This is a genomic window from Acinetobacter sp. FDAARGOS_724 (assembly GCF_013364475.1).
Classification (GTDB): Bacteria; Pseudomonadota; Gammaproteobacteria; order Pseudomonadales; family Moraxellaceae; genus Acinetobacter; species Acinetobacter variabilis.
This window is the reverse complement of the sequence record NZ_CP054908.1, coordinates 2,507,195-2,524,418: the sequence shown is the minus strand read 5'-3', so window position 1 is coordinate 2,524,418 and position 17,224 is coordinate 2,507,195. Positions and strand designations below refer to the sequence as shown.

Sequence of the window (17,224 nt, the reverse complement as noted above, 5' to 3'; positions counted from 1 at the left end):
GACACTCTCAATTAAAAAAAAGGCGTTTTAGTAAACGCCCTTTTATTGTCTGACTCGATCAAATTCCACTTATTCTAAGTCTAGAAACTTTCCAGTTTGGCCATATTCCACATACGGAAATAGAAATTTTCCTCATCTTTATTTTCGCAATGTAATAATTCGCCTTCTTTAAGCCAGAAATGAATCTGGGCAAAGTTCTTGATTTCATGATTGCTGATTCGCTGTGCCAAATGATGCGGCTTAATGGCAGAAGGATGTTTTAAACCTGCTGAAGCGATGAGCTCAGACAGGGCATGCATTGTATTTTTATGGAAATAAAACACTCGCTCTGCCTTAGTCGGGACATGTAGGGCTTTTTGACGTTCTTTATCCTGAGTAGTGACTCCTACTGGGCATTGATTGGTATGACAACTTTGTGCCTGAATACATCCGACTGCAAACATGAATCCGCGCGCTGAATTGACCCAATCTGCTCCAAGCGCCATGGTACTGGCAATATCAAAAGCACTGATAATTTTCCCGCTTGCACCAATTTTAATCTTGTCTCTCAATCCTGCACCGACCAAGGTATTGTGCACAAACAAAAGACCTTCTCTTAAAGGAGTACCCATATAGTCAATCAATTCAATTGGTGCAGCACCGGTACCGCCCTCAGATCCATCTACCACAATAAAATCAGGATAAATTTTGGTATACAGCATGGCTTTCACCATACTCATAAATTGCCAGGGTTGACCCAGACAAAGCTTGAATCCGACTGGCTTACCTTCAGAAAGCTCACGCAGTTGTTGAATGAAATTCATCATTTCAATGGGAGTTTTAAACGCTGGATGACCAGAAGGTGAGACACAATCATGTTCACGGCTAATCCCGCGAATCTGAGCAATTTCTTCTGAAATCTTGGCTTTAGGTAAAATCCCGCCATGTCCAGGCTTTGCGCCTTGTGAAAGCTTGATTTCAATCATCTTTACTTGAGGTAGCTTGGCTTTTTCTGCAAATTTCACCGGATCAAACTGACCCTCTAAGGTCCGACAACCAAAATATCCGCTACCAATTTCCCAGACAATGTCACCGCCATGTTCCAGATGATAAGGGCTGATACTACCTTCCCCGGTATCATGAAAGAATTTGCCTTTTTGCGCACCAAGATTCAAAGCCCGAACCGCATTGGCACTTAAACTTCCGAAACTCATAGCCGAGATATTCAAAATGGAAGCAGAATAAGGCTGGGTACATTGCTCATTGCCGATTAGAATACGAAAGGTTTCTGGATCGGCAGGTCTGCAAGGGGTAAGGGAATGGCTAATAAACTTATAATTTTCTTCATAGACATTCATGATCGAGCCGAAGGGCTTATCTGAATTTTCATTTTTAGCCCGTTGATACACCAGACTGCGCTGCATACGTGAAAATGGCAGGGCATCCCGATCCGCTTCAATAAAATACTGACGAATTTCAGGACGGAATTCTTCAAAGATAAAGCGGAAATGACCCATAATCGGGTAATTTTTTAAGATTGAATGTCTGTTCTGCAAGACATCATATAGGCCTAGCAGGCTCAGCAGAATACTGACGATCCATAAGGTATTCACCAAAGTTGCCGGCATAAAATAATAGATATAGCGCGGTTCATAACCGATATGAAAAATCGTAAAAATAACGGCGATGGTGATGCAGGCAAACCAGACCGAGTGCCGTGAAAAGAAAGTATTAAGTAATTTGTGTCGTACTAATTGCGCAGGGTTAGCCATTATGAAATTAAATTCCTATTTCCACTACGATAGCGTTTAATAATGTGCAGAGCTGCCTGGCTTATACAAGCATAGAATTGTTTTTTAATTTTATAAACTTGCTGAAAGTCTTTTAATGGCCGCCATACTTATCTTCTAGATAGATAATAAATTTTCCAAATAATCTTCTATGGAAAAATTGTGCAAAAGGCATGCATTCTTTTTATTTCAAAAACAGGCTTAAGCGCTCTATAGTGATTTTTATCCCCACAGCAGGAGTGTAAATTATGACAAAAAAATCGATCCGTTTTAATAATGCAGAGCTGGCTTGCTTATGTTATCAGACTCTTTAATTTCTAATGTGACACATCCGGTCTGTTTTCTGGGGCAAGAGGAAAGCAGACCGGCTCAGTAACAGATCACCAGAGCAATAATAAAAATAAAATGATAAATTGATCAGGTCCCCAAAATGGGGACTTTTTTATTCTTTGGAAGAGACTGAATCAGTTTCATTCACTTGGTAAACAGCATCTGCCACTATTTTTGGTTCGATGTTTTTGATTTTATTACCAAAACTGCGTAACCACCAGACCAGTTGCGAGGTAAAAGGCACAGTCGCACTAATCAGAGCCATGCCATTTTCAATTTTTTCAATGTTTTGATCTTTGCTGAGCTGACTTTCCTCAAAATAGTGCGCATCAGATTCAGGCATGCTCAGTTGAAGCAATACATTTTCTGTTGGCTGGTTAAAATCGACCCCGAATCCTAAAGCGCCAGATTCGATGTATTCATCAATATCAAAATTTACCGGATGCAGGGCACGAGAATTCAGCACCACCGCTGATTTAAAACGGTGCAGGGCAAAGGTTTGAATATCCGATTTATCATGACGGGTACAGACCAGATAGATAATTGAACCTTTTTGTACTAATGCCAGCGGATTTAAAATATAGGTTTTCTCTTCGCCATTATGACCACGACCCTGATAAACACATTCCAGCTGTTTGTCCTGTAACAGGCCTTCGTAAATCGCCTGTTGGGCCGTTTTATCGACTACAGGCGGAATAAGTGGCTGAGTGGCGGGCACGATTCTGACCCGGTTAATCCATTGCCGTACATTATTTTGTGATGACAGGCTGCGTCGAGCCAGATCAAACCAGGGGTTCATTTCTTCAATCAGACTAGGTGGCAGTAGGTGTTTGAGATGTTCTTCCACCATCATAAAAGTCACCGCCTGTGAACTGGTCATATGCGGCAAGCTTTGAATGGGCGCATCTGAACGCCAGCGCCAGCCTTGTGGCGTGGTTTTACTGCTCTCAATCGGAAAACGCTGGGCAATCTGGTTCAGGTCACGCTGAATGGTACGCAAACTGATCTCGATCCCTTCACGATTCAAGATTTCCTGGAGTTCACGGGTTCCCATCCATTTGCCGGTAGAAAGACGCGACAAGATTTGCCATTGGCGGTAAAGGCTATTGGAGGTTTCTTTTTCTTGTGCTGACATAATGTATTTTTACTGGCAATCAGTGGAAACAAATTAAATATGAGCTTACCACAATAAGAAATCTGGATTTTTTTCGCAAGTTATTCTGCGCAACAATTGTCCTACAATCCGTAAACACCTTGGCGAAAAATGATATTGAGTGAATAGGCACTTTACTGGGTTAATACAGACTTCGAAACGGATGTCATGGCATGGATATTGCTCTGATTTTATTATAATAGATTACAATGAAGAGGTTTGTATGCTAAAAGAAAGCCAGGATACAAATACTATTACAACAGTAGAAAATCATACTGCGGCAGATTTAAGTAAAAATTTTACAGATACTACAGCACTCAATATTTCAATCAAACATAGTCCGCATTTTTTATACCAAGAGGTTTCTTCGAAATTTTTCAATGAAATGCGTGATCATCAGGTGATGAACAGTCAGGCAGGTCAACGACTTGAAGAATGGCTGTCACAGCATACACTGGATGAACTGAATCAGCTAAATGAAGTAGCAAAAGAACATTTTCTTTATGATGGTATTACGTTTACCGTATACGGCGATGAGCAAGGCACTGAGCGGACTATTCCGTTTGATGTAATCCCACGGGTGATTGCCCGTAAACAGTGGAATATGGTGGCACTCGGTTCAGCACAGCGTGTTCGTGCCTTAAACCTGTTTCTGCATGATATTTATCATCAGCAGGATATTCTCAAAGCCAATATTGTTCCTGAACTTCAGGTACTGACCCATGAAGCGTATCAGCCGCATATGTATCAGCATCATTTGAAAGGCAGTATCTATAGCCAGATTAGCGGGATTGATATTATCCGGGATTCCAAAGGCGAATTTTATGTACTGGAAGATAACCTGAGAACGCCGTCTGGTGTGTCCTATATGCTGGAATGCCGCAAGATCAGCCAGAAGTTAATGCCAAAAGTGTTTGAGCAATCCAATATTGCCGGTATTGAGCAATATCCAAAACTCTTAAGAGAAATTCTGGCGGAAAATGCCTATACCGATAATCCATTCATTGTGGTTTTGACTCCGGGTCGTTTCAATAGTGCTTACTATGAACATGCTTGCCTTGCAAGGGACATGGATGTGCCTTTAGTGACATCACGTGATCTTTTTGTTGAGAACTCTAAGGTTTATGTAAAAACGATACGTGGGCGTCAACAGGTTGATGTTATTTATAGAAGGGTCGACGACGCCTATCTTGATCCACTGTGCTTTAAACCAGATAGTACTTTGGGTGTTCCGGGCTTAATGTCCGCATATTTACAACATAATGTTGTAATCACAAATGCACCGGGTACAGGTGTGGCAGATGATAAATCGATTTATCCTTATGTCAATAAAATGATTCATTTTTATTTAGGTGAAAAACCGATTTTAAATAATGTTCCAACCTACCAATGCCGTAATCCGGAAGATCTGGACTATGTGTTGGCAAATTTGGATCAGCTGGTCGTCAAGGAAGCACAAGGTTCTGGCGGTTACGGCATGCTGATTGGGCCACAAGCCTCTCAACAGCATATTGATATTTTCAGAGATAAGATTTTAGCTGCGCCGCATTTATATATTGCGCAGCCAACTTTGGATTTGTCGGTCAGTCCGACTTTAAGCAATTTTGGTATTGCTGAACGACATATTGATCTGCGTCCTTTTGTCTTGAGCTCACCTTACCGCACTGAAATTGTGCCCGGTGGTCTGACCCGGGTAGCCATGCAGGCAGGCTCACTGGTGGTCAACTCATCGCAAGGTGGCGGGATCAAAGATACCTGGGTAGTCGACAACTTACATTCATAACATTCCAAAGAAGGATAACGTCATGGTTTTGTTAAATACCAATGCGCAACATATTTTTTGGTTAGGCCGTTATTTATCTCGTACCCAGTTTTTATGTTCGCATTTTCCATTTTTAGATGATGAAGCCGCTGTGGCTTATGCACATGCTTTCTGTTTGCCTGCGTTTGATGCCAGTTCCTTAAATGAGCTGGTTCTAGATAGCACCCAGCCGACTTCATTTACTCAACAGTTTCAAGTGGCAAAAGACAATATTCAGGAATTGCGCGGTGTATTGTCAGGCAAAGCCTATTCCGAACTACTGAAACTGATTAAAACTGCGGATCAGAATGCCGGTTATATCTGCGATGTCGTGACAGATTGTGCCGAAATTCTGGAAGCAGAATCATCAGATGTATTTCTGTTTTTCAGTCTGGGACAATGTCTGGAACAGCTTGATCAGCAATTACGTCTCGGTGAAGATACGACCCGTACCTTGTGTAAAATCGATTATATCGTGGATACACTCTGTGAAATTGGCTGGGGCAGTGTAAAGCAATACTGGACACAATTACGTGCTGCACCTGATCTGAAGCATTTTTATCAGTTTAGTGATCATATTCATCGCTTATTCGAGGCTGATGTATGAAATTGATGGTGAATCACCAAACGCAATATACGTACACAGCCGAGGTGAGGAACAGTATTCAGTATATCAAAATGATGCCTTCCACCAATGAGCATCAGAAAGTGCATTATTGGGATGTCAGTGTACCGGGGCAGAAAGTGATTCGGCATGATGCCTTTAAAAATCTCTGGATGACCAGTACACAGCGTGAATCCTATCATAGCCTGATGATCATGGCACAAGGCATCGTTGAGCTAAAACTCGCGCATGAGCAGGGCTTAAATGATTCATTAAATCCATATCTGTTTTTACAGCCGACTGAAGCTACAAAATGTAATGCAGAGATGAAGGATTTTGCAGAGCGGCATGTTCCAGCATTAACTCGTAAACATTTAATCGGCTTGGCTCAAGCCGTACTTGAATACGTTCCTTATATATCAAATAGTACTACGGTACAGGGTTCTGCGATTGATGCCTTTGAAGTACGTCAGGGCGTCTGTCAGGACCACAGTCATATTTTTATCGCCATGTGTAAACATTTAGGTTTACCATCACGTTATATATCAGGTTATCTTTATGCACAAAATGCCTCACATCTGGCGAGTCACGCTTGGGCTGAGGTATTTGTTGAACAGGCATGGTACTGTTTTGATGTGAGTAATCTGTTATTTACGCCAAGTGCGCATGTCTATGTTGCGGTGGGACGCGACTATTGGGATGTTGCACCAGTACGTGGTGTAAGAGAAGAAGGCGGTGTGGAATCCATGTATTCCATCGTCCAGGTGCTAGGATGTTAATTCATTAATAAGGACAAAAAATGACGTATTGTTGTGCCCTTCGTTTAGAGCAAGGTATGCTATTTATCAGTGATACACGCACCAATGCTGGTGTGGATCACATTTCGGTATTCCGAAAATTATATACCTTTGGGGCAGATGGGGAGCGCGTTATCGTACTCCAGGCCTCCGGAAACCTGGCAACAACACAGGCAGTGATCGGACATATCAGAAATCAGCTGGAACTCAGGCAGGAACCGAATATCCTGAGTTTACCCACCATGTTTGATGTTGCGGAACTGGTGGGCAATACGCTCAAAAAAGTAATTGCCAATGTGACTGATGATAGTTTAGAACAAAGTACTTACTATTGTAATTTCCTGGTCGGCGGCCAGATTAAAAATCAGGAAATGCAGCTCTATCATATTTATCCGCAAGGCAATTTTATTTGCGCGACACGGGATACGCCATATTTCCAGATTGGTGAAAGTAAATATGGTAAGCCGATTCTGGATCGTGCTCTGACCTATGATATGCCACTCGATGAGGCATTACGCTGTTCTCTAATTTCTTTTGCTTCTACCTTACGTTCAAATGTATCTGTCGGTATGCCGCTGGATGTACTTGTCTATAAAAAAGACAGCTTGATGATGCCGAAAGGTAAACGTATTGCTGAAGACGATGAATATTTTACGGATATCAGTCGGCAATGGTCAGAAACTTTAAAGAAAGGTTTGGCAGAGCTGCCTACACCATCGAATGATTATTTCTTATAATATTTATAGAAATAAAAATAAGTTTTTCTTATAAAAAATAGTAAAAATTGACTGCTTAGTGTACAGTGCTAACTTCTATACGATATTGCATAGATAAGAATAGAGGTTAGCCGCATGTACCAATTTTGTTACGCCAGTGAAAGTACCTCGTCCAAAGCCGACTTACTTCAAGATTTAACGGATATCCTTAAAGAAGCACGTGATTTTAATCATCCTAATCAAATAACAGGGGTGCTTCATTTTGCTGATGGACATTTTTTCCAGTGCTTGGAAGGTGAATGTCTAGTTTTAAAAGCTTTACTGACAGAGAGACTGTCTAAAGATCCACGCCATAAAAATATTAAACTATTTGAAACCAAAGAGATTGAGCAACGTACTTTTGGCGACTGGTCGATGAAATATATTTCTAAACGCGGTTCCATTCAACAATTCTGCCAAGAGATGGGGTTTGAATTTTTTACGCCTAATGATTTTAACCAGGAACAAGTAGATGCTTTATTACTTGAACTGTCATTAATCGAAAATGAAGAGCAAAAATTAGCTTAAATACTGACCGTATAAAAAAGCCCAATTTATATTGGGCTTCATTATTTTTGGCTAGTATTTCTTTAAACCAGTTTGCGTACCGGGCGGTCAGACATACGGCAAAGTAATTCATAACCAATGGTGCCATTGGCTTCAGCCACATCATCAACCAGACGGGATTTGCCCCATAGTTCGACTTCAGTACCTAATTCCAGATTGAGACCAGTTGCATCAATGGCAATCATGTCCATTGCCACACGGCCAATCACACGGGTTTGCTGACCATTAATCGCTACATAGTTCTGTTTCGGGAAAGCACGTGGATAACCATCACCATAACCGATAGAAACAATGGCTAAAGTCATATCTTGATCAGCAGTGAAAGTAGAACCATAGCCGACATGTTCACCCGCTTTGATATTGTTCAGTGCAATCACTTCGGCAGTAAAAGTCATGACTGGTTTCAGATCTAAATCATGTACAGTTTTGTCTGCAAATGGAGTCGCGCCGTAGAGCATGATGCCTGGACGGACAAAGTCAAAATGCAATTCTGGATATTTATAGATTGCAGCTGAGTTACAGCAAGAACCTATTAAAGGTGCGCAGTCATTTTTCACTTCAAGGAACTGCTGGATTTGCTGTTCATTGAGTGGATGTTCCGCATCAGCATTGGCAAAGTGCATCGCCAGCACGCAGGTAAAACCTTCTGCTTTTAGTTGATTGATCACATCTTTAATCACATCAATTTTAAAACCAAGACGGTTCATACCGCTGTTGAGTTTTACCCAAACTTTTAAGCCTTTCGCAATATAGGCTTCTTTATTTGCCAGTAACCAGTCCAGTTGTGGCTGATGATGCACAATGACTTCAATATTGTGATCGATCACAACCTGCATTTCATCTGCAGAGAAAATGCCTTCAATCAGCGTAATGGGTCGCAGGTAGCCGAGTTCACGAATTTCCAGCGCTTCTTCCAGACAGGCGACACCAAAGGCATCACTATCTTTTAAGGCTGCTAAGCAGTCTTTAACTCCATGTCCGTAAGCATTGGCTTTGACCATGCTGACGATTTTAGCGGTTGGGGCAAGTTGTTTGACACGGTTTAAATTATATTGCAGTGCTTCACTGTCAATATAAACTGTAGCTTGGCGCACCCTAGATACTCCTGCGGGATGACAAAAATAATATCGTGTGGAACACACAAAAGAGGGAGAGAAATAACAGGATTGTGAAAACAAAAGCGGTCATTTCAGAATTGCGAATATTGTAGACCTATCTACCATAAATGGACATGCTCATTTATATAATTTCATGCAAAGCAAGCATTCTAAATAAAAAAGAGGCTATTTCGGCCTCTTTTTTGGAATCAGGTTAACCTTGAGTGCTTATTCTTCATCATCATATTGGGCATAGAATTCAGGAGAGAGGTTACTGAAACGGGTATATTGACCTTCAAATGCCAGACGAACTGTACCAATTGGACCATTACGCTGTTTTCCAATAATAATCTCGGCAGTACCAGCTTCTTTGGATTCCTTGTTATAAACCTCGTCACGGTAAATAAACATGATCAAATCGGCATCCTGCTCGATCGCACCAGATTCACGAAGGTCAGACATTACCGGGCGTTTATTTGGACGGTTCTCCAGAGAACGGTTCAACTGTGATAAGGCGATCACAGGACATTGCATTTCTTTAGCCAAAGCTTTTAAGCTGCGAGAAATCTCCGAGATCTCGCCTACACGGTTATCACCCATACCCGGCACTTTCATCAACTGAAGATAATCGACCATGATACAACCGAGTTTACCACCATGCATTTTAGCAATACGACGCGCACGCGCACGAACCTCAGTCGGTGGTAGTGCAGAGGAGTCATCGATATAAAGATGCTTTTCCTGTAAATGTACAATGGTACTGGTTACCTTAGACCATTCATCACTGTCCATTTTACCGGCACGTAAATGCCCTTGATGCACGCGGCCGAAAGATGAAATCAAACGCATCGCAATCGAATCCGCTGGCATTTCCATCGAATAGACCAGCGCAGGGAGGTTGTTGTTAAACAGCACACTTTCGACCAAATTCATGGCAAAGGTGGTTTTACCCATAGAAGGACGGGCTGCGACAATAATCAAATCACCGGCCTGCATACCGGAAGTTTTATTGTCCAGTTCCACGAAACCGGTGGTCAGACCGGTAATTGAACCTTCTAATTGAGACAGTTCATTTAACTTGTCGAATACGTCAGCTACCACGGTATTAATTGCTTTCGGGCCTTGAGCCTTGGCATTGTTATTATGTTGTTCGGCAATCGAAAAAATATTAGTTTCAGCCAAATCCAGAATTTCACTGACCGGGCGACCTTTAGTGTCATAGGCATTCTGTAAAATTTCAGAGCTGACCTTGATCATGCTACGTAAAGTAGAGAACTCTTTAATTTTGCCGGCATAGGTTTCCAGGTTGTAGAAACTTGAAGGCGAGTCAGCCATTAGTTGCATTAAATATTCTTCACCACCGACAGCATCGAGTAAGTTCTGCTTGATCAGCCAGTCATGAACCAGTACTGCATCATAAGGCGAATTTTCCTTAGAAAGCTGTTCAATGGCACGGAAGATATATTTATGCCGGGTCGCATAAAAATCATTTTCAGTCAGCACATCGCCGACTTGTTCAAAAGATTCAGCCACAGTCATAAGGGCAGCAAGTACAGCCTGTTCAATCGCTAAATTGTGCGGGGGAGTACGGAACTCCTTAAGTTGGGTATCAGCAACAATTTCTGGTTTAGCGGTAGGTGCCTTTTTGCTGGCATTCGCCTGTGACATATAAATCCCTGATTTTAAATACAATGGTTAAATATTGTCGGAGATGAATAAGGTTTATTCACTACGAGATGAAATGATACGCGGTCTGATCCAAAATGCGAAGTGCAATTTTTTGTGAACGCGAAGAATAAATTGAATTTTTTACTGTTGAGCAGATTATATTTTTTAGAGATAAAAAAAGAGCATGCCAAAGCATGCCCTTTTTTCGGTGAGAAATTACTCAGCTACGATAGTAACCAGAACTTCTGCAGCAACATCATGGTGCAATTGGATTGCGATGTTGAATTCACCAGTGTTGCGAAGCGCGCCATTTGGAAGACGAACTTCAGCACGGTCAACTGTAAGACCAGCATTTGTTAACGCGTCAGCGATGTCACGAGTACCGATTGAACCGAACAGTTTACCTTCATCACCAGCTTTCGCAGTGATTACGATGTTAACTTCGTTCAATTGGTCAGCACGTGCTTGAGCAGCAGCTAATACTTCAGCTTCTTGTTTCTCAAGTTCAGCACGACGAGCTTCAAAAGCAGCAGTGTTAGCTTCAGTAGCTGCAACTGCTTTACCTTGAGGGATCAAGTAGTTACGGCCGTAACCAGCTTTAACTGAAACTTTATCACCAAGTTTACCAAGGTTTTTAATGCGTTGTAATAAGATAATATCCACAGCTCAACCTCACTTATGATTGTCAGTGTAAGGGATCAAAGACAAGTAGCGAGCTTGTTTGATAGCAAGTGCTAGCTGACGTTGGTAACGAGCTTTAGTACCTGTAATACGGCTAGGAACAATCTTGCCGTTTTCAGTGATGTACTGTTTTAAAGTGTCGATATCTTTGTAGTCGATGTACGTAACGTTCTCAGCTGTAAAGCGGCAGAACTTGCGACGACGGTAAAAACGTGCCATGTTAGGTTCTCCTTATGCTTCAGCAGAGTCTTGAGCTTGTTGTGCTTCTTCACGTTGAGCTTTACGCGCACGTTTTTCTTCAGCACTCTTAGCCAATAGTGACTCTTCAGTGATAGCGTTTTCACGACGGATGATAAGGCTACGAATGATTGCATCGTTATAACGGAACAATTCTTCTAGCTCATCAAGAGTAGTTTGACCACACTCAACATTCATAAGAATGTAGTGAGCTTTGTGGATCTTGTTGATTGGGTAAGCCAATTGACGACGGCCCCAGTCTTCAAGACGGTGGATTTGACCTTCAGCTTCTTTGATGTGAGTCAGGTAACGTTCTACCATACCCACAACTTGATCGCTTTGGTCTGGATGTACCAATAGTACGATTTCGTAGTGACGCATTGTCAGCTCCTTACGGTTTAAACAGCCCCAATTTAAGTGAAATTGAAGCAAGGAGTCACAACCTTGGTTGTGTCGCATAATATGCGAAGCGTGAAGTTTAGTGGTTTTAGGGCTGAAATACAAGCAAATCTTGCCAGATGATGAATGTTTAAGAGATAAGGAAGTTAATGAAAAAATTTACAAGAAGGAAATTTCTAAAGGAAACAAAGTTACTTTAAGTAAGCTTGAAAGAAATTATGTTTTTAATAATAGAAATAAAAAAGATAGAGTAAAACTCTATCTTCTTAAAAGAATATGATTGGATTCTGCGGGGCAGTAGAAGTAAAACTGAAAATAATACTGATCACGGTAATCAGTTTGACCGAGAACATGAAATACTGTTTTGCCCATGCCTGATCATCTTCAGCTTTAAAGCCCTGAATACTGAGATAGATCCAGTAAAGCGTCATCAGATTCAATACCACCAGATAAATCCAGTTTGCATAACCATAAACAAATAGAGCATTCATGGTGATTCCGAACAATATCACGTAGATCAAAGATTCGATCTTGGTACGTCGAATTGAACGGGCGACAGGCAGAATTGGAATGCCTGCATTTTTGTAATCTTCAAAACGGTAAACTGCAATTCCCCATGAATGAGGCATTTGCCAGAGTGCATACCCTAGAAAAATTAAAAAGGCACCTAAGTCAAACTGACTTGCAACTGCGGTATAACCGATCACAGGCGGTGCTGCGCCAGAAATACTGCCTACCAGTGTTTGGTGAATAGTTGTTCGTTTTGTCCATAAGCTGTAAAAACCAACGTATACGACAAAACCAATAACTGCGAATAGGAAAGCGTATGCATTTACCCAGAACCATAAAATGCCAAAACCGATCACACCCAGTACAAAAGCAAAGGCGAGAGCAACAGGTACAGAAATGGTTTTTTTGACAAGTGCGCGATTTTGCGTGCGCTGCATTTTTTGGTCGATGTCCTGATCAATAACGTTATTGACCACGCATCCTGATGCTACTACGAGAGTAGTACCAATAAGAGTAAGAAGCAGGAGAAGGAAATCTACAGAACCTTGAGTGGCTACGAAGTAGCCACCCAAAGTGGTAACAAAGTTACCGAAGAGAATTCCTGGCTTAGTCAGGAATAAATACTTTTTCAGCATGACAACCAGTTTAGATCATCATGTTGTAGTGTAGGTAGTTCATGATCCATACAGAACCCACTAAAAGAATAGCGATGGTTAAGATGGTATACACAAATGCAATTACGTTCCAGCGTTGCTCTGAAGAAGAGTTCATGTGCAAGAAGTAAATTAATTGCACAAGAATCTGAGCGACTGCAGTAATTGCAATAGCAGTAATCAAGATACCGCGGCTAAAACCACCTGCCATGACCATACCGAATGGAATTACAGTAAGGACAACAGACAGGATGAAGCCAACAGTATATTGCTTCATGTTACCGTGTGATTCGCCAGCAGCGTTATGATCATGACTCATTATAGAACTCCCATCAAGTAAACTACGCTGAATACACAGATCCATACGATGTCAAGGAAGTGCCAGAACAAGCTTAGGCACGCAAGACGACGAGTGTTAGGTAGAGTCAAACCATATTTCTTGATTTGAATCATTAACACGATCATCCATACCAAACCTGAAGTCACGTGGATACCGTGCGTACCTACCAACGTAAAGAACGAAGACAGGAACGCAGAAGTGCTAGGGCCATGACCAGCATGAACTAAATGATTGAACTCATAAAGTTCCATACCGATGAAGGCAGCACCGAATAACCAAGTGATCGCTAACCAGGTAAGAACCTGACCAACGTTTTTCTTGTAGGCAGCTAGAACGGCAAAACCAAAAGTTACGGAAGAGATCAAGAGGGCAAACGTTTCAGTTAAAACGAAACCTAATGAATCACCAAACAGATCACGCGCGCTTGGAGTGCCTAATGGAACGTGGCTACTTAAAACAGCGAATGCAATGAAGAGTGTACCGAAAAGGATAAGGTCACTCATCAAGTAAGTCCAGAAACCAAAGACAGTGATGTCAGTATCATCGTGATGATGATGCTCATCGTGCCCGTGGTTATCGTGATGAAGTACTTCAGCCATGGTCTTAGTCCTTCTTCAAGTGTTTTTCAAGGATCGCATAACGTTCACCTTCAATACGCTCAACTTCAGCAGCAGGAACATAGTAATCCACTTTCTTGGTGAAAGAAGACACGATGAAGCTGATGATAGCTGCTACGAAAGTAACCGCTACTAACCACCAGATGTGCCAGATTAACGCGAAGCCCATAACAGTAATGAACATTGCGATAATGAAACCAGCAGCACGGTTAGTCGGCATATGGATATCTTCGTACTTCGTAGGTTTTGCATAAGCAACACCGTTTTCTTTCTCGATCCAGAAAGTATCAATACCATTGATCTTTGGAAGATGAGCAAAGTTATAGAACGGAGCAGGAGAAGATGTAGCCCATTCAAGCGTACGACCATCCCATGGATCGCCAGTCAAATCTAGACGTTGATCGCGTTGTAGGAAACCAACAACGATTTGCATGATGAAACATACAATACCAAGTGCAACAAGAACTGCACCGAACATTGCGATGTTTACATACGGATCCCAGTCTGGGTTATCAAATGTATTCAGACGACGAGTCATACCCATGAAACCAAGGATATAAAGTGGCATGAATGCAAAGTAGAAACCGAAGAACCAGAACCAGAATGCTGCTTTACCCCAAGTCTCATTCAGTCTCCAACCAAACATTTTTGGCCAGTAGAAGATGATACCCGCGAACATTGCGAATACTACACCACCAATAATTACGTTATGGAAGTGAGCGATCAGGAATAAAGAGTTGTGTACCAGGAAGTCCGCTGGTGGAACCGCCATCAATACACCTGTTAAACCACCGATACCAAAAGTCACAAGGAAGCCAAGTGTCCATAGCATTGGGGTAGTGTAAACGATACGACCCTTGTACATGGTGAACAACCAAGAGAAGATTTTCACACCAGTAGGAATCGCAATAATCATGGTCATGATACCGAAGAACGCGTTAACGTTGGCACCTGCACCCATGGTAAAGAAGTGGTGAACCCATACAACGAATGACAATACTGTAATTGCAACTGTTGCATACACCATTGATTTGTAACCGAACAACGCTTTACGAGCGAAAGTCGATACAACTTCAGAGTAAATACCAAATGCTGGCAATACCAGAATGTATACTTCTGGGTGACCCCAAGTCCAAATCAAGTTCACATAAAGCATTGGGCTACCGCCTAGCTCGTTTGTGAAGAAGTGGAAGCCGAAGTAACGGTCAAGAGACAGCATTGCAATAGTAGCAGTCAACACTGGGAATGCTGCGATAATCAATACTGCTGTACATAAAGATGTCCAGGTAAAGATTGGCATTTCCATCAGTTTCATGCCAGGCGCACGCATTTTGATGATGGTAACGAAGAAGTTAACACCCGTTAATAGCGTACCCAGACCTGAAATCTGCAGTGCCCAGATGTAGTAATCTACACCGACGCCAGGAGAGTATTCAATGCCTGATAGTGGAGGATAAGCCATCCAACCAGTCGCAGCGAATTCACCTAGAGCAAGTGAAACCATCATCAAACCTGCAGCACCAGCAAACAGCCAGAAGCTTAAAGAGTTCAATAATGGGAATGCAACGTCACGTGCACCGATTTGAAGCGGTACAGAGATGTTCATTAAGCCAACAACAAGACCCATTGCCACGAAGAAGATCATGATCACACCGTGTGCGGTGAAGATCTGGTCATAGTGTTCTGGGTGCAAGTAGCCTTCGCCGCCACCTTTTGCAAGGAACTGCTGAAGACGCATCATGATCGCATCGGCGAAACCACGTACCAGCATGATCACTGATACAAAGATATACATGATACCAATTTTTTTATGGTCTACAGATGTGAACCATTCGTTCCACAGGTAGCCCCATTTTTTGAAGTAGGTAATACCCGCAACAACTGCGATACCACCTAAGATCATCATTGCAACAGTTACCAGTACGATTGGATCGTACGGAATTGCATCTGGACCTAACTTACCTAAGAAGCTCATGAATTATTCTCCTTGAGAAGCAGTCGCATGTTCAACATCTACATGTGCTTCAGAAGCAGCTGCTTCCTGGTGAGCAACAGAAGACGCTGAGTGATCAGCACCGTGATAGTTACTCATGTAGTTATTGATCACAGATTCAAACAAACCTTGCTCAACAGAAGAGTAGTAAGTCACTGGATGTGGCTTAGTTGGGTAAGGCTTCATTGCTTCAGCAGCAGCCTTCTCTTCAGGAGTCGTAGCTTTTGCAATAATCGCTTCGATTTGGTGTTTACCACGGTTACCGTCACGCAAACTTGCAAATTCAGCTTGGTCTAAAACAGTTTTTTGAACTGCTTCTGGATTTACTGAAGTACCGTTACCTGCTTTAACTGCAGCTACCCATTCAGCAAACTGAGCATCAGTCACAGCATGTGCACGGAAGCGCATTTGTGAGAAGCCATAGCCTGAATAGTTAGAAGAGAAACCGCGGTAGCCTTCAGCTGGGCTAGTTTCGTCTGCCATTAAGTTCAGGTGAGTTTGCATACCCGCCATTGCATAGATCTGACCACTTAACGCAGGAATGAAGAATGAGTTCATCGTGAAGTTAGAAGTCAAACGAAGACTTACCGGAGTTTTCTCTGGGAAGCGAATTTCGTTTACAGTCGCAATGTTTTGTTCTGGGTAGATGAAGATCCATTTGAACTGTTCAGCAATAACCTGAACTGTTAATGGTGCTTTATCTGCCTCAAGTGGGCGGTATGGGTCGTACTTGTGGGAACCCCACCAAGTTAACCAAGCTAAAATACCAATAATAATGACAGGGATACCCCAAACTACAATTTCAATCGCAGTAGAGTGTGCCCATGTAGGTTTATAGTCTGCGTCTTTATTCGATGCGCGATATTTCCAACCGAACCATAATGCCATGATAATTGATGGAATTACCACCAATAGCATTAAGTAAATCGCAGTCATCATCAGGCTACTTTGGCCTTCAGCAACTGGACCCTTAGAGTTCAGAAGTACTAGATCACCACCACACCCTGTTAAAAGTGCAGCCATCGTTGATAAAGACAATACAGCTAAAATCGTTTGTCTCATTTTACAACCTCGGTGAAGAGTCCCATTCCCTAATTTAATATGGGATAGCGATTAAAGTGTCGCATGATAAAAGAGGCCATTTTTTTACAAAACACCCTTCTAATCATAATACACCGCTACGTTGTAGGGCATTATGCCTGATATTGCCAAACTAAGCTATATATAAAGGTGCTTTAAATGACTGTAATAAA

17 protein-coding genes are annotated in these 17,224 nt (G+C 42.0%); 5 read left to right on the top strand and 12 right to left on the bottom strand.

Annotated features, from left to right (window positions below):
• Positions 1–80 precede the first annotated feature (80 nt).
• Both FOC32_RS13255 and FOC32_RS13250 read right to left on the bottom strand, forming a co-directional pair.
• Positions 81–1,751, bottom strand: a complete 1,671-nt coding sequence (locus FOC32_RS13255) for an FMN-binding glutamate synthase family protein (RefSeq protein WP_175967750.1) — start codon at positions 1,749–1,751, stop codon at positions 81–83.
• A gap of 460 nt (positions 1,752–2,211) precedes the next feature.
• Positions 2,212–3,234, bottom strand: coding sequence for a helix-turn-helix transcriptional regulator (locus FOC32_RS13250; protein WP_104425987.1), 1,023 nt, complete (start codon positions 3,232–3,234; stop codon positions 2,212–2,214).
• A gap of 241 nt (positions 3,235–3,475) precedes the next feature.
• On the opposite strand from FOC32_RS13250, the gene FOC32_RS13245 reads away from it, so the two are divergent.
• From FOC32_RS13245 to FOC32_RS13225, 5 genes are all read left to right on the top strand, one after another.
• The gene (locus FOC32_RS13245) at positions 3,476–5,035 is read left to right on the top strand and encodes a circularly permuted type 2 ATP-grasp protein (RefSeq protein WP_104425988.1); all 1,560 of its coding nucleotides are present in this window, start codon (positions 3,476–3,478) and stop codon (positions 5,033–5,035) included.
• Between the two features lie 22 nt (positions 5,036–5,057).
• On the top strand, positions 5,058–5,660 hold the full coding sequence (locus FOC32_RS13240; protein WP_104425989.1) for an alpha-E domain-containing protein: 603 nt from the start codon (positions 5,058–5,060) through the stop codon (positions 5,658–5,660).
• Complete coding sequence (locus tag FOC32_RS13235) at positions 5,657–6,436, top strand: transglutaminase family protein (protein ID WP_104425990.1); 780 nt, start codon at positions 5,657–5,659, stop codon at positions 6,434–6,436. The genes FOC32_RS13240 and FOC32_RS13235 overlap by 4 nt, the downstream gene beginning before the upstream one ends.
• Before the next feature lie 20 nt (positions 6,437–6,456).
• On the top strand, positions 6,457–7,191 hold the full coding sequence (locus FOC32_RS13230; RefSeq protein ID WP_005236031.1) for a proteasome-type protease: 735 nt from the start codon (positions 6,457–6,459) through the stop codon (positions 7,189–7,191).
• Between the two features lie 114 nt (positions 7,192–7,305).
• Complete coding sequence (locus FOC32_RS13225) at positions 7,306–7,737, top strand: BLUF domain-containing protein (RefSeq protein WP_104425991.1); 432 nt, start codon at positions 7,306–7,308, stop codon at positions 7,735–7,737.
• 62 nt (positions 7,738–7,799) lie between these two features.
• Here FOC32_RS13225 and alr read toward each other — a convergent pair whose 3' ends face one another.
• The 10 genes from alr to cyoA form a co-directional block, all read right to left on the bottom strand.
• Complete coding sequence (gene alr / locus FOC32_RS13220) at positions 7,800–8,870, bottom strand: alanine racemase (protein ID WP_104425992.1); 1,071 nt, start codon at positions 8,868–8,870, stop codon at positions 7,800–7,802.
• Positions 8,871–9,101: 231 nt separating this feature from the next.
• On the bottom strand, positions 9,102–10,541 hold the full coding sequence (dnaB, locus tag FOC32_RS13215; protein ID WP_004783882.1) for a replicative DNA helicase: 1,440 nt from the start codon (positions 10,539–10,541) through the stop codon (positions 9,102–9,104).
• Positions 10,542–10,757: 216 nt separating this feature from the next.
• Complete coding sequence (gene rplI / locus FOC32_RS13210; protein WP_004783880.1) at positions 10,758–11,204, bottom strand: 50S ribosomal protein L9; 447 nt, start codon at positions 11,202–11,204, stop codon at positions 10,758–10,760.
• Between the two features lie 9 nt (positions 11,205–11,213).
• A complete protein-coding gene (gene rpsR, locus FOC32_RS13205) occupies positions 11,214–11,441 on the bottom strand; it encodes a 30S ribosomal protein S18 (RefSeq protein WP_004278792.1) in 228 nt (75 codons plus the stop codon).
• 12 nt (positions 11,442–11,453) lie between these two features.
• Positions 11,454–11,840, bottom strand: a complete 387-nt coding sequence (rpsF, locus tag FOC32_RS13200) for a 30S ribosomal protein S6 (RefSeq protein WP_004696436.1) — start codon at positions 11,838–11,840, stop codon at positions 11,454–11,456.
• A gap of 284 nt (positions 11,841–12,124) precedes the next feature.
• Positions 12,125–13,003 carry a heme o synthase gene (gene cyoE / locus FOC32_RS13195; protein WP_104425994.1) on the bottom strand — a complete coding sequence of 293 codons (879 nt, stop codon included), beginning with the start codon at positions 13,001–13,003 and terminating at the stop codon, positions 12,125–12,127.
• 10 nt (positions 13,004–13,013) lie between these two features.
• Positions 13,014–13,343, bottom strand: a complete 330-nt coding sequence (locus FOC32_RS13190; RefSeq protein WP_171064814.1) for a cytochrome o ubiquinol oxidase subunit IV — start codon at positions 13,341–13,343, stop codon at positions 13,014–13,016.
• A complete protein-coding gene (gene cyoC / locus FOC32_RS13185; RefSeq protein WP_004783873.1) occupies positions 13,340–13,960 on the bottom strand; it encodes a cytochrome o ubiquinol oxidase subunit III in 621 nt (206 codons plus the stop codon). The genes FOC32_RS13190 and cyoC overlap by 4 nt, the downstream gene beginning before the upstream one ends.
• A 4-nt stretch (positions 13,961–13,964) precedes the next feature.
• Complete coding sequence (gene cyoB, locus FOC32_RS13180) at positions 13,965–15,953, bottom strand: cytochrome o ubiquinol oxidase subunit I (protein ID WP_175967748.1); 1,989 nt, start codon at positions 15,951–15,953, stop codon at positions 13,965–13,967.
• A gap of 3 nt (positions 15,954–15,956) precedes the next feature.
• Complete coding sequence (cyoA, locus tag FOC32_RS13175; RefSeq protein WP_005236020.1) at positions 15,957–17,033, bottom strand: ubiquinol oxidase subunit II; 1,077 nt, start codon at positions 17,031–17,033, stop codon at positions 15,957–15,959.
• Positions 17,034–17,224 lie beyond the last annotated feature (191 nt).

Excerpts from the sequence above, each read along its gene's own strand:
- FOC32_RS13255 (WP_175967750.1), bottom strand. The coding sequence starts at position 1,751 with ATGGCTAACCCTGCGCAATTAGTACGACACAAATTACTTAATACTTTC.
- dnaB (WP_004783882.1), bottom strand. The coding sequence starts at position 10,541 with ATGTCACAGGCGAATGCCAGCAAAAAGGCACCTACCGCTAAACCAGAA.
- FOC32_RS13250 (WP_104425987.1), bottom strand. The coding sequence starts at position 3,234 with ATGTCAGCACAAGAAAAAGAAACCTCCAATAGCCTTTACCGCCAATGG.
- rpsF (WP_004696436.1), bottom strand. The coding sequence starts at position 11,840 with ATGCGTCACTACGAAATCGTACTATTGGTACATCCAGACCAAAGCGAT.
- FOC32_RS13245 (WP_104425988.1), top strand. The coding sequence starts at position 3,476 with ATGCTAAAAGAAAGCCAGGATACAAATACTATTACAACAGTAGAAAAT.
- cyoB (WP_175967748.1), bottom strand. The coding sequence starts at position 15,953 with ATGAGCTTCTTAGGTAAGTTAGGTCCAGATGCAATTCCGTACGATCCA.
- FOC32_RS13230 (WP_005236031.1), top strand. The coding sequence starts at position 6,457 with ATGACGTATTGTTGTGCCCTTCGTTTAGAGCAAGGTATGCTATTTATC.
- rpsR (WP_004278792.1), bottom strand. The coding sequence starts at position 11,441 with ATGGCACGTTTTTACCGTCGTCGCAAGTTCTGCCGCTTTACAGCTGAG.
- cyoE (WP_104425994.1), bottom strand. The coding sequence starts at position 13,003 with ATGCTGAAAAAGTATTTATTCCTGACTAAGCCAGGAATTCTCTTCGGT.
- FOC32_RS13235 (WP_104425990.1), top strand. The coding sequence starts at position 5,657 with ATGAAATTGATGGTGAATCACCAAACGCAATATACGTACACAGCCGAG.
- cyoC (WP_004783873.1), bottom strand. The coding sequence starts at position 13,960 with ATGGCTGAAGTACTTCATCACGATAACCACGGGCACGATGAGCATCAT.
- FOC32_RS13225 (WP_104425991.1), top strand. The coding sequence starts at position 7,306 with ATGTACCAATTTTGTTACGCCAGTGAAAGTACCTCGTCCAAAGCCGAC.
- FOC32_RS13240 (WP_104425989.1), top strand. The coding sequence starts at position 5,058 with ATGGTTTTGTTAAATACCAATGCGCAACATATTTTTTGGTTAGGCCGT.
- cyoA (WP_005236020.1), bottom strand. The coding sequence starts at position 17,033 with ATGAGACAAACGATTTTAGCTGTATTGTCTTTATCAACGATGGCTGCA.